We start from the raw sequence: 14494 nt of genomic DNA on the forward strand, positions 1-14494 counted from the left end.
GCTAACTGATTAGCCCGCTCATTCAACTGTCGATAGGTCAATTGCTGATTTTCAAACACCACCGCTACTGCATCGGGACTACGCTCCACTTGCTCTGCAAATAACTGATGAATGCATTTATCTTGGGTATAGTCAGTTTGAGTATCATTCCATTCCACCAACAGCCGATGCTGTTCTCTATCTGAGAGTAAACAATGCTTTTGATATGGCTCTGACCCTTGACTGGCAATCGCTGTTAGAGCTTCTTGATAGTATCCGCCAATCATTTTTATCTGTTCTTCACCTAACTGATTACCATCGTATTTCAGGATTAGCTCTACTTGAGAGGAAATGGGATGCAGACTAAAATTAGCTACTAAAGTGAAGTTGGTTTGATTAAAAAACTTACCACCTAATACTTCTAAATCTTTAATACCTATGATGTCCTGGTAAACGTGGAAATGAATAAAGTTAAACGCAGTCTCGAACAAAGGCTGTCCACCAAAATTCCGTTGCAATTCAGCCAGAGGATATCGTCGAAAAGACAAGCATTCCCGTTCAGTATCGAAGGTCTGCCGCACTAAGTCTGTCCAAGTGCCGCCAAGGAGTTTTAAACGAAATGGCAAAGTATTAAGAAATAATCCTAGTACCCTTTCTCCATCAGTATCTTCTAGTCTGCCATTAGATACTAAACCTGTGAGAATATCTGTCTGGTTAGTTAAGAAGCTCAACACCCTTAAATGAGCGGCTAACAAAACACTTTTGAGGGGAACTCCCGTCGCTTTACTGAGATGTTTTAAACCCTGAGAAACTCTTGAAGATATAAAAACTGACGAATCCCAATTTTTAATGGCGCGGTTCGACTTTGACCACCGTGGTAGTTTGGTAATTGTAATGTCGCTGAGTTGCTGTTGCCAATATTCTTGGCATTCTTGAGATTTCAAGGTTATTTGCTCTAATGCCACGAAATCTCGAAAGGTAATTGTCGGTGGTGCTGGCAGAGGCAGAACATTTTTGCTGAGAAGATATAAGTATTGTTGCAACAATTCAGTAAGCAGTGAGGCCACACTCCAGCCGTCAAGAATAGAGTGGTGGAAGCTCAAGGTCAAATTAAATGTTTCAGAACTGCGACGATGTAGATGAAAGCGCAGTAATGGCGGAACATTCCAATCAAAATGCCGTGTTTTCTCTTGTTCAATCCAAGTATCTAGAGCTACTTCTTGTTCAGTAGTCGATAAATGACTCAGATCATCTAAGTTTAAGGGAACATCTACTTGCTGATAAACCAGTTGTAGTGGCTGTTGGTAGTTAGTCAGGGCAAAGCTGGTACGTAGCACTGGATGACGATTGACTACCTGTTTGATGACACTGTGTAAAGCCTGAAGGTTGAGAGTAGCTCGAATGTGGTAAGTAAAGACATCGTGGTAGATCGGGACGTTAGTACTATACTCACTGTGAAAGACCATCCCTGCCTGTAGGGCTGCGAGTGGATAGGCATCTTCTACACCCTCTGGTAGATTTAGACGCTGTTCTTCAGAGATGAGGCTGAATGCTTCTGTCTTTTGTCTGGGTAAAGAACTCAATTCTTCGCTAACTAAACTTGCCAATTCTTGAATTGTTTGATGTTGGAATAGCTGTGGTAGGGAAAAATCGAAACCCATTTGCCTAGCTTTGGCGATCGCCTGGATACCCCGAATTGAGTCTCCTCCTAGTTCAAAGAAGTTGTCGTGGATACCTACCTGTTCGATGCCCAAAACTTCAGCCCAGATCAGAGCCAGCATTTCCTCTATGGGAGTACATGGGGGGACAAAGGTATCTGCCAACTCTAGACGGATTTGTTCTGGAGACGGTAAAGCCCGACGGTCAATTTTGCCATTGGCTGTCAGTGGTATGGCATCCAACATGACGAAAGCATTTGGCATCATGTACTCTGGTAGATGTGTTTCTAGATAACTCCGCAGTTGGGGTATAAGTTGACGTTTCAACTTTGGCTGTAAAGGTTGGTTGGCATATAATCGCCAGTCACGCTGAGTTTGTTTTTGAGTGGGAGGAAACACTCTTGGAGGGATTTGCCCCTGACTTTGGCGTTGTACAAAAATCACATCGTAGTAGTCTGAAACACTAGCATCTGAGCAAGTAACAACTAAAGAATAAGACAAAGCCTCAGCTAGAGCATAAAATTCATCGGGTTCTACTCCTATCTCTGGAGCGATCGCATTTATGACTGCACGTAGTTGGCTGACTGTCTGGAATTCCTGGGGATTTTTTAGTAATTCTGCGCTTTTTAAACTTGTGATTAATCTGGGATTCAGTATCCGTGTAACTCCCAGTATCTCAGGTTGTGTCTCTACTAACAGATGTCGCACCGCAGACAATGTGAGTTGTTGTTTTTGCCAATCTATCCACTGAACATCCTGGGGAATATTCACCGCATCTCCCACATACAGTAGGACGTTGTAACGAAATTGAGTTAGTTCGTTGTGGTGCTGTCCTCGCTGTAAATGGATCTGCACATGAGTAATTTGGGGAAAATGCTGCCCAATAGCCGTAAACAAGGCTGGATCAATCAGCAGTTCATTCTCTTGGTCAATTTGCCTCTGTACACGCTGTTGCCACTGGGTTACAGATAGATCGGGTGGAGCTTTATGCAGTTCCACAGAGGCGTGGAAAGCTTCCAGTAATTGCAGATTCCGCACATCTCCTAGGAAAATACAGCCTCCAGGGGCAACTGCATTCACTGCACCTTCTAAAACCTGCAACAAATAATCAATATGGGGGAAGTACTGCACCACTGAGTTAAGGATGATGGTGTCAAATCCTTCTGCTTCTAAATTCTCAAAATTATCTGCTGCACGCTGCAATAGATTCACACGATCCAGGCTTGGCTCTAGTTTATTCAATTGCTGCTGGATGTAGTTTAGTGCCACTGGTGAGATGTCTGTAGCCCAATAATGGCAGCAGTGCGGAGCAATTTGGAATAGTATTAGTCCTGTGCCGCAACCTATTTCGAGGACTCGATTTGGTTGCTGGGTCAGAATTATCTTTACTTTGTCGTTGAGCCACTCGCGCATTTGGGCTGCGGGAATGGATTGACTTGTGTAGCTGCTATTCCAGCCAACTATATTAAAGGTTGAGTCTGGCTCGATATTAGCTTGGCTGTAAGTTTGGTTGTAGAGCATCTGCCATTGCTCTACTTGTTCGTCAAATAATTGTACTTCTTGGTTACTTTCAAGGCGATCGCTAGTTTGAGAATTTTGGACTATGTAACCAACGAGGCTTTGATTTCCAGTTTTTTCCTCATAAACTATGACTACAGCCTGTTCTACTGATGGGTGATGGCTGAGTACAGTCTCAATTTCTCCTAGTTCAATACGGAAGCCGCGAATCTTAACTTGGTGGTCGATGCGCCCAAGATATTCAATATTGCCATCCGGTAAATAGCGAGCTAAATCGCCTGTTTTATATAACTTGCCATCCCCAAAGGGATGAGAAATAAATTTCTCGGCAGTTAATTCGGGGCGGTTGAGGTAGCCACGGGCTAAACCAATACCACCGATATGTAATTCTCCGGCGATGCCAATAGGAACTGGTTGCAGATATTGATCTAGGATGTAAATCTGGGTGTTGGCAATGGGACGACCAATGGGAACTATCTGTTGTTGAATTTGTGGTAAACAGTGCCAGTATGTGACATCAATTGCTGCTTCTGTTGGCCCGTAGAGATTATGTAGTTCGCAGTTTAACCGCTCAAAGAAATGTTGTGTCAGGTCAGATGGTAGTGCTTCTCCACTACAAATTACTCGCTTTAAGCAACTGCAATCTTCGAGGTTTGGTTCTTGCAAAAACACTCGCAGCATTGAAGGCACAAAATGGATGGTGGTAATTTGCTGCTGCTGTATCAGCTTGATTAAGTAAGCACTATCTTTATGCCCTTCAGGTTTCGCCACTACCAGGGTTGCACCTGCTAATAACGGCCAAAAGAATTCCCACACTGAGACATCGAAACTGAAGGGGGTTTTTTGGAGAATGCGATCGCTTTGCCCGCCGTAGGCATCGCTTGGTGTTAACTGATAAGTATCCTGCATCCACAGCAAGCGATTACTAATACCTTTGTGGGTATTCATTGCTCCCTTTGGCTTACCTGTAGAACCAGAAGTATAAATTACATAAGCTAAATTCTCCCCTTTCACCCCACTGTGGAGATTATTTTGATTCTCTTGAGCAATAACTGGCCAATCTGTATCTAAACACAGCATAATTACCTGATGCTCTGGTAACAATTCAGTGAGTGATTCCTGAGTGAGCAATACTTTCACCCCTGTATCTTCCAGAAGATAACTTAAGCGTTCTGTGGGATAATAGGGGTCTAATGGCACATAAGCTCCCCCAGCCTTGAGAATTCCCAATAATCCGACGACCATTTCTAAGGAACGCTCTACGCAAATGCCTACTAGTACCTCTGGTTTTACGCCTTTTTTTTGTAAATAATGAGCTAGCTGATTGGCTTGCTCATTTAACTGACGATAAGTTAATTGTTGATTTTCAAATACTACCGCTAATGCATCAGGACTACGCTCTACTTGTTCTTCAAATAACTGATGAATACATTTATGTTGGGGATATGGAATTGCTGTATTATTCCATTGACTCAATAGTTTACGTTCTTCTGGTGTTAGTATGTCAATTTCTGACAATTGACAATCAAAATTGGCAGTTACAGTTTCCAAGATTTGCCGAAAATGTTCTAGCATTCTTTGGACAAAATCTGCATAAAAAGCATCTTTGGAGAAAGTTACAGTAACAGTACTATCTTGAGCATCAATTTCAAAAACTAATTGAAAGTTGTTTAAGAAAGAACTGCGGCTGCACAATCCCTCTTGGATCAGAGCAATATCAAAAATTGCGGCTGGATTTCCACCTCTAGCAAGAAATGTTTCTAGAAAAGCATCAACATCATAGCTTTGGTAGTGATATCCCTCTTGGAGATTGTTACGGGTTGCTTTTAATAAATCCTTAAATGATGTGAACTTTTGCCCATTGAATCGAGAGAAAATGAGGCTTGGGGATGTGTCTAAATTCAACGCTCCTGTTGCCACAACGAATTCTTCTTGAGCAGTATATTTAAATATTAAAATTTCAATAGCTAAGAGATATAGAGCAAGTTTATTAACAGGAGAATTAGCAGTTAGATGATATATTCTATCACGTAGATTTACAGATATAACATCAACTATTGCTGCTTGTTGCTCTGTTTTATTCTGATTAACATTGTTAAATAACGGTGTAACTGGCTGAATATCTCTAAGTTGTCGAATTTGGTAATCTGATGAAACAAGATGTGATTCCGCCACTTCCATAAACTTCTCCATAAATGGTGTTGTATATTCAATTCATGATTTTTATTGAAAATTGCAACATTTCTGAAAATTAAATAATTAAAAAATAGCCCTAAGTTATATAAGTTTAGTGTGTAACTAAATTGCCATCTTCCAAAATTGGAGCAGAAACTTCAGGTATTGGGCGATCTTCGGGAAATAAATTTCTCCAGATCATAATAAACTTTTTAGCCATATCTGGTCGAGTTTGTTCGAGTAATTTGAGTTGATGTTGCAATTGAGAATTCAAGTTTTCCAGATAGCGCTGCAACTTTTGAGATGCTTCTAAACCGTAAAGACGCACAAACATTCGATAGATGTTCATCACATTTCGCTCGATATCATTGTTTAATCAATATAGTTAATTGCCTTTTATGGTTGAGGAACTAGTAGGAAATACTAGAACCATCAAGATTAAATCTACACCATAAGTGTTTGTTAAACAATAAGTTAATCAGAGAAAATCTCAATTTATCTTTCAGACTCGGATACAAGCAAGAGCCAGGATGCTTCATATAAATAGACTTTATGCATTAGAGCTTAGTTGTAAACTTTTTTTGAGTTGCAGTGCGATCGCTCTTGAAAAATAATCTATATGATAAGTAAATTACCACATTTCGATATTATTGGGATAAGTTCATAATATATTTGGACAGTTAAGACAGTTAAGACAGTTAAGACAGTTAAGACAGTTAAGAGAAAATAATTAATTTGGTATTGCATCTTCAGCATAATATTGAGATGATGTTAAAGCATCAAAAAAATCCAATATTCCCTATATCTTTTATGTAATGCTACGTTACACAACTTATAAGCAGTACAGGTGCTGATTTGCGTATAAAAATCTATATAACTTTTTAAAAGTTATAAAGTTTTTCTGTATCGGACAGTTGCTTCAGTAGCCAATACTATATATTGTTCATCAGACGAAATGCTCGATTCGGTAGAATTTTTCTTTGCAAAGCGTTATCAGCATCGTCACAACTAAATTCTACAATAAACTCAGTAAGCATTGAATTGTAGGTATATATTGTACGGCGTTTGTTGTCAAACTTTCCGTAAATATCTAAAATAATCCTATTTTATCAATTGACATTTATTATCAAGGCAATGAAAACCAGAATTGACAAAATTAAGAATAAAAGTGACAAGGTGAAAATAAAACTTATTCTTTAGTCAAGTAATAATTTATTAATTGTCAAGAAAATATATGCATACACCTCAAGTCAAAAAAATAACTGAAACTCATTTGCGTGAACAATTTCATAGCGAGTATGAGCAAGAAGAAATATTAAAAGATTCCATCAGCTTGGGTGGGCAATTAGAAGATAATTTCCGAACTCTACCAGAAGTGTTGGCTAGTGCTACTTGCCATGAAGACAAAGGTATTACATATATTCAAAACGATGAATCTGAATATTTTCAGACTTATAAAGATTTATATAAAGATGCTTTAAATATATTAGATGGGCTTTATCACCACGGGCTAAAGTTGGGAGATAAAGTTATATTTCAAATTGGCAAAAATCAAGACTTTATTCCTGCACTCTGGGCTTGCTTTTTAGGCGGAATCATCCCGGCACCTCTCACTACTGCTCCTAATTATGATGTAGAGAACGCTGCCGTTAAAAAACTTTACAACGTCTGGAAGATTTTAGATCAGCCCATTATCTTATCAGATTGTGAATTAACTAGTGAAATAGAAAAATTAGCTACTCAACCGCATTTGCAGGATTTACAAGTTGTATCGATAGATGATTTGCGAACTCATCAATCTCTATCAAATCCTCATGAATTACCTCGTCTTGCACCACAAGACCCGGCGTTGTTACTATTCACGTCTGGTAGCACAGGTCTTCCCAAGGGTGTGATGTTGCATCACCGCAATCTTCTATCCATGTCCGCCGGTACAGTGCGGATGAATAATTTTACACAAGCAGAAGTTACGCTTAATTGGATGCCCTTAGACCATGTGGGGGCAATAGTATTTTTAGGAATTATGGCTGTGGATTTGGCTTGCAATCAAATCCATGTACCAATTGAATTAATTTTGCGGCAACCCCTCAAATGGTTAGACCTAATTCAAAAGCATCAAGCTACTATCTCTTGGTCTCCCAACTTTGCATTCTCCTTAATTAATCAACAGGTCGAAGAACTTAATCAGTCTTGTTATAACCTCTCCTCAATGAAGTTTTTAGTGAATGCAGGAGAGCAAGTTTCGGTCAAAACTATTCGCTTATTCTTAGAACTTCTAGAGAAACATAAACTGCAAGATAGAGTAATTAAACCAGCATTTGGGATGACTGAATCTTGTTCTGGCATTACTTGGTCAGCAGGTTTAAGTAAAGATGAACTCACCCAAGAGAATAGTTTTATATCACTGGGGCGGCCGATTCCTGGGGCTACTATTCGGATTGTTGACCAAGAAAATCATGTTTTACCTGAAAACGAAATTGGACGACTTCAGATAAAAGGGTTTTCTGTGACTGAAGGATATTATAATAATCCTGAACTCAACCAAGAAGTTTTTCAAGATGGCGGTTGGTTTATTACGGGAGATTTGGGCTATCTTCATAATGGTGAATTATATATTACTGGTAGAGAAAAGCAAGAAATTATTATTAACGGTATTAACTACTTTGCTCATGAAATTGAAACAGCTATAGAAGAATTAGATGGTGTAGCTATTTCTTATACGGCTGCCTTTGCACTTTTTGACCAAAATCAAGAAACAGATTTATTAGTTATTACTTTTAGCCCGGGATCAGATAATTTTGAAGAATGGGTAAAACTAGTTAGAGAGATTCGCAGCCATTTAACCCAGAAAGTAGGAATCGCGCCGACTTATGTGATTCCCTTAGAAGCTGAACTAGTTCCGAAAACATCTATTGGTAAAGTTCAAAAAGTTAAATTAAAAAAAGACTTTGAGCAGGGATTATTTGCAACTCGTATCCAACAAATTAATGAGTATTTGGTGAAAGAGAGAAATAAAACCCAAAGCTTACCAAAGTCTGAAAATGAGCGCCAAATTGCAGCAGTTTGGTGTGAAGTATTGCAACTTTCGTCAGTGGGTTTACATGATAACTTCTTTGAATTGGGAGGGCATTCTCTCTACTTAATCCGTGTCCAAAACCTATTAGAAAAACTTTTTGAGCGTCAGCTACCAATAGCTGAGATGTTTAAAAATTCTACAGTTGCGACATTAGCCAATTTCTTAACTGAAGAATCGAATTCAACCAAAGCTACAGAAGAAAAAAGTCGCCAGCGTGCCGAAAACCGTTCGCGTCGGAGTCATGACACTCATGATATTGCCATTATTGGCATGGCTGGGCGATTTCCGGGGGCTAACAATCTGCAAACTTTTTGGGAAAATCTCAAAAACGGAGTCGAAACAATATCTTTCTTTTCTGAAGAAGAATTATTAGAATCGGGGGTTTCTCCTGAACTGTTCAATCAGCCTAACTACGTCAAAGCCAGACCGATTATCGATAAAGCCGAGTATTTTGATAGCGAATTTTTTGGTTACACAGACCGGGAAGCAGAATTGCTCGACCCTCAGCAACGTTTACTGCTCCAATCTAGCTGGGAATGTTTAGAAAACGCTGGCTACAATTCTAACTTATACCAGGGTGCGATCGGGATGTTTGCTGGGGCAAGCATGAACACTTATTTCATCAATAACTGTTATCCAAATCGCGGTCAATTAGATAGCACTGACGAATTGCAACCCTTCACATTAGATTCGATGGGAGGATTCCAAACGATGGTGGCTAATGACAAAGACTATTTGACGATGCGGATTTCCTATAAACTAAATCTGCGCGGCCCCAGTGTTAATGTGCAAACAGCCTGTTCCACCGGTTTAGCAGTAGTGCATCTCGCCTGTCAAAGTTTGCTGAGTGGAGAAAGTGACATGGCTTTGGCTGGTGCTGCTTCTGTTAACTCTCCTCAAAAGATTGGTTATTTATATCAAGAAGGTTCGATTATTTCTCCAGATGGGCATTGTCGCGCCTTTGATGCCCAAGCGAATGGTACTATTTTTGGTAGTGGCATCGGGGTTGTTCTGCTCAAAAGACTACAAGACGCTCTAGCAGATAACGATCATATCTATGCTGTGATTAAAGGATCTGCCATTAATAACGATGGCGGTACAAAACTGGGATTCGCAGCACCTGGAGGAGAAGGTCAGACTTCAGTAGCAGCCGAAGCGCTAGCCTTTGCAGGAGTTGAGGCTGATACTATTGGCTTTGTAGAAGCTCATGGCACAGGTACTAGACTCGGAGACCCCATCGAAGTTGATGCGCTGGCTAGAGCATATAGCGCTGCTAAACAGGGAGAGTGTGCTTTGGGGTCTGTGAAAACAAATATCGGACATATACAAATTGCTTCTGGTATTGTTGGTTTGATTAAAGCTGCTCTAGCTCTTAAATATCAAATTATTCCCCCAACTTTACATTTCAATATTCCCAATCCCCAAATTGATTTTTCCAAGACTCCTTTTTATGTCAATAGCGAAGCCATACCCTGGACTGCAAAACAACGAGATGGTAAAGAATTACCTCGACGAGCAGGGGTGAACTCTTTAGGAATTGGTGGTGTGAATGTTCATGTTGTGTTAGAGGAAGCTCCCACCATTATTCCTCAGCAGAATGAGATTAAGCGTACCCACCATTTACTCACACTTTCTGCCAGAACAGAACAGGCTTTGGTAGATTTAGCAAAAAACTATGCAGAATTTCTCGAAAATCATCCCGAAAGCGATATCTGTAATGTAGTATTCACAGCAAATACTAGCCGAGTGAAATTATTAAATCGTTTGGCGGTGACTGGCTCTCAAATTAGTGATTTTGTCACCAAATTACGTAGTTTTGAGAAACAAGAAGTAGAATCAATAATTTATGCTCAAGTTGATGAAAAGAAGCCTCCCAAAATTGCCTTTTTGTTCACAGGACAGGGTTCTCAATATTTGGGAATGGCTGAACAACTTTATCAAACCCAGCCAACTTTCCGCCAAACTTTAGATAAATGTGAAACGATCTACCAAGAACTAACTGGTAAATCTTTACTGCAAGTCATATTTGCTAATTTAGATGTGGCTTTAAGCCATACATCTTATACGCAACCAGCTTTATTTGTTGTCGAAGTAGCATTAGCTCAATTGTGGCGTTCTTGGGGAATTGAACCTACTGCGGTTTTGGGACATAGCTTGGGTGAATATGCTGCTGCTTGTTTTGCGGGAGTTTTTGATATTGAGAGTGGTTTAAAACTTGTTACCAAACGTGCCAAGCTGATTGGTGAATTGCCAGCAGAAGATGGAGCGATGGCGGCTATTTTTGTAGATGAAAATTCTATTCGTCAAGTTTGCCAGAGCCAAGGGATAAAAATAGCGATCGCAGCTATTAATGCCGAACAACATACAGTAATTTCCGGGGAACGAATAATTATTCAACAACTTTGTGAACACTTTATCAACGAAGGAGTTAAAGTTCGTCAATTAAAGGTTTCTCATGCTTTTCACTCACCATTAATAGAGCCGATATGCGAAGAATTTAAAAATACTCTACAGCAAATTTACTTTGCTAAACCTCAAATCCCCATAATCTCTAACCTGACGGGAGAAGTTGCTGATGGCAGCATTGTTACTCCTGAGTATTGGATTGAGCATTTGTTGCACACTGTGCAATTTCACCAAGGAGTTTTGTCTCTTCAATCTTTAGGGTGTGATACTTTTATCGAAATCGGCCCGAAACCTGTTTTATTAGGAATTGTCCAGTCATCGATATCTGAGCCTCTACTCTTACCAAGTCTCCGCTCAGGATTTTCTGACTGGGAGGTTTTATTAGAAAGTGTGGGCAAGCTTTATGTTCGTGGTACAAATATAGATTGGTTTGGTATTGATCGAGATTATCAACCTAGAAGATGTCCTTTACCAACCTATCCTTTTGAGCAACGCCGACATTGGATTCCTTTAAAGACTCATTTGCAAACTTCTTCAGAGGAATCTGTTGTTGTCAAGATGCTGTCTCAAAAAGATACAAAAAGCTTGATGCAGACTCTACTAGAAACTGGCAATTATTCGGAAGGGGAAAAACAAACTTTATCGGCAATTGTTCAGCAATTAATAAAGTTGCATCATCAAGACACAGATAATTCTAATTTTGATAACTTACTTTACCAGCTTGAATGGTTGCCTTATGCTTTCTCAAACAGGGAATTACAGAATCTAGAAAAATTTCAGACTGATTTAGACTCTTATTTAGGAGAACAAGTAAAATCTGCACCAATTACAGGAGTTGCTCTAGCTTTTAGGGAGATGGAAGAACTTAGTGCAGACTTTATTGTTAAAGCTTTAAAAGATTTGAAATTATTTGAAATCAATACTATCCTTTCTCCAGAGAATAGTTTTCGTCAGACTGGAATTAAAGATGAGCATAAATTGCTATGGAATCATTGCTTGAAAATATTGGTAGAAACAGGGATTATAGAGAAGCATGGGGATGACTGGAAAATCATTAGTGAACCGCAACAATCTCACCCTAATTTAACAGTAGATAATTTAATTTTTAAGTACCCAAATGCGCGTATAGAACTGACATTATTTAATCGAGTCGCTGCCAATTTAGCCGCCATACTTAGAGGACAAATTTCTCCTTTATCAATCTTATTTCCCCAAGATGGGCAAATTGGAGCAGCGCAGTTTTATAAAGAAACATCTTGGGCAAAAGTTCTCAATCTGGGGATTTCTAAAACAGTTAAACTTTTATTATCAAATCATTCTCAATTAAAACCAATCCGCGTTTTAGAAATTGGTGCAGGAACCGGAGGAACTACCCATCAATTGCTCCAAGCTTGTGCTTCTCACCAGATTTTCTATACGTATAGTGATATTTCCCCATTCTTCCTTGAGACTGCCAAAGATACTTTTGCTCAGTTTCCTTTCATAGAATATAAGGTTCTGGATATAGAAAAAGACCCTGAACTTCAAGGTTTTTCACCCAGTTCTTATGATTTGATTATTGCGGCAAACGTATTACATTCTACGCGGGATTTGCAAAGAGAAACTTTACCTCACATTCGAGGTTTGCTGCGTCCGGGAGGACATTTATTACTCTTAGAACTAACTCATCAGTCACGGTGGATTGATTTAATATTTGGTGTGACTCAAGGTTGGTGGCGATTTAGCGATGCCTACGGCGGCAAGCTACACCATTTACGACCAGACCATCCCATAATTGAGGCATCTACTTGGAAATCTATCCTCTTACAATCTGGCTTTGCTCAAGCTGAATTTGTTTCTCCTGATGAAGAAATTGGTAGTCCTTTATTTCAGCAAAGTATCATTGTTGCCCAAAATACAGAGAATGATATTTCGGGAGACTGGCTAATTGTTACAGATAGTGAGCAAAATCTGGCTTTAGCAATTCAAGAGCAACTCATAAAGCATCATAGCTCTTGTGCGATCGCTAATCTAGAACATAGCTTTGAGCTAGAAACATCTTGGCGTGGGATAATTTATCTTGTTAGCGATCGCCACAATCAATCTGGGTCAATTTTATTTAATCGCTGTAGCTATTTTTTAAATCTTCTCCAGGCGATTAAAAAAATAGCAAGTCCTCCGAAATTATTCCTTGTCACCCAAGGCGGTCAACCATTTGGACTAGATCAACCATCTTTTGTTAATCAGTCTCCCCTTTGGGCTTTAGGACGCGTTGTGGCGCTAGAAGAACCAGAATTATGGGGGGGAATGATTGACCTTGACCCCCACGCCGATATTACTCAAAATCTTGCTGCTTTACTTCCAGCATTAACAAACTCTGTTAAAGAAGATCATCTTCTCTTCCGCAAAGGTCAAGCTTATGTGGCGCGTCTGGTTCCACAGGAATCTTTACCGACAAAACCAGTTACTATCCAAACTCAGGCGACCTATTTGATTACAGGAGGAATTGGTCATCTAGGATTGCAACTTGCTCACCATTTGGTTGATTTGGGTGCAAAAAACCTTATTTTGACTACACGTCGTCAATTTCCGCCACGAACAGAGTGGGACTCACAAATAGAATTTTCAGAAATTATTCAAAATCTTATTACTTTAGAAAGTAAAGGCGCATCTGTAGAGATTTGTCAAGCAGATGTGGGAGATTTTCAACAGATGTCTGGTATCTTTGAAACTATCCAAAAAACACCCTATCCGCTACGGGGTATTTTCCATCTGGCTGGAGTATCAGGACGCAAAGCGCGATTGAGTGAATGTACTTTAGATGATATTGAAGAGGTTTTTCATGCCAAAGTTTGGGGTTCCTGGAATTTACATCAATTATCTTTAGAGACGGAATTGGATTATTTTGTGTTTTTCTCTTCCGCAGGTGCAATTTGGGGAGCTAAAGAGCAAGGTTTATACGATGCAGCTAGTCATTTTATGGATGCTTTGGCTCATTCACGTCATCTTCAAGGATTACCAGCTACCACTTTGAATTGGGCTTTATTAGCTGGAAATGGTATAGTTTCTCAAGAGTATGAAGATTGGCTAAAACAGATTGGTATGAAAGAAATTGATTTAGATAAAGCTTTTCGAGCAATGACTGCTGTTATGGCATCTGGTAAAACGCAAGTTTTATTAGCTGATGTCGATTGGGTTAGGTTCAAAAATATTTATCAATTTCACAGCAATAAGCCTATTTTAGAAAAATTGGGAGAACCCCAAATATCTGTTAAATCTGTTAAAGAATCAAGCTCATCACGCCGTTTTATAGAAGAGGTTCCGCCAGGAGAACGTCGAGAGCATTTGTTTGCATATATTGGGAAGCAAGTTACTACGATTTTGGGAATCAAGCAGATGCCTGACCCGGATCAAGGATTTTTAGAAATGGGGATTGATTCTCTGCTTTCTATTGAGTTGAAAAATAGATTAGAAAAAGGTTTGGAGGTTTCTTTGCCTGCTTCTTTGATATTTGATTTTCCGAATATTACAAGATTAGGTAATTATTTGGTGGAACAGGTTTTTGCATGGCAGGTGAATGCAGTTGTAGAGGCTGCTCCTATTCAGCAAGAGGTTAATGAGGATTTAATTTTGCAGGAACTTGCAGATTTGGAGGCTTTTCTTGGTAATTCGTAATGGGCGACGCTAACGTAATTCGTAATTC

The 14494-nt window shown here is 39.5% G+C and carries 3 protein-coding genes; 1 reads left to right on the forward strand and 2 read right to left on the reverse strand.

The genetic code is table 11. The features are described from left to right. Both CDG79_RS18710 and CDG79_RS18715 read right to left on the reverse strand, forming a co-directional pair. The coding region (locus tag CDG79_RS18710; RefSeq protein WP_143855513.1) for a non-ribosomal peptide synthetase at positions 1–5336 on the reverse strand (5336 nt) is incomplete at its 3' end. Between the two features lie 106 nt (positions 5337–5442). Further along, on the reverse strand, positions 5443–5679 hold the full coding sequence (locus CDG79_RS18715; protein WP_143855514.1) for a hypothetical protein: 237 nt from the start codon (positions 5677–5679) through the stop codon (positions 5443–5445). Between the two features lie 885 nt (positions 5680–6564). On the opposite strand from CDG79_RS18715, the gene CDG79_RS18720 reads away from it, so the two are divergent. Beyond that, complete coding sequence (locus tag CDG79_RS18720; RefSeq protein WP_094343470.1) at positions 6565–14466, forward strand: type I polyketide synthase; 7902 nt, start codon at positions 6565–6567, stop codon at positions 14464–14466. Positions 14467–14494 lie beyond the last annotated feature (28 nt).

Origin of the sequence: Nostoc sp. 'Peltigera membranacea cyanobiont' 232 (genome assembly GCF_002245985.1) — a bacterium.
Lineage (GTDB): Bacteria > Cyanobacteriota > Cyanobacteriia > Cyanobacteriales > Nostocaceae > Nostoc.

Excerpts from the sequence above, each read along its gene's own strand:
- CDG79_RS18715 (WP_143855514.1), bottom strand. The coding sequence starts at position 5,679 with ATGAACATCTATCGAATGTTTGTGCGTCTTTACGGTTTAGAAGCATCT.
- CDG79_RS18720 (WP_094343470.1), top strand. The coding sequence starts at position 6,565 with ATGCATACACCTCAAGTCAAAAAAATAACTGAAACTCATTTGCGTGAA.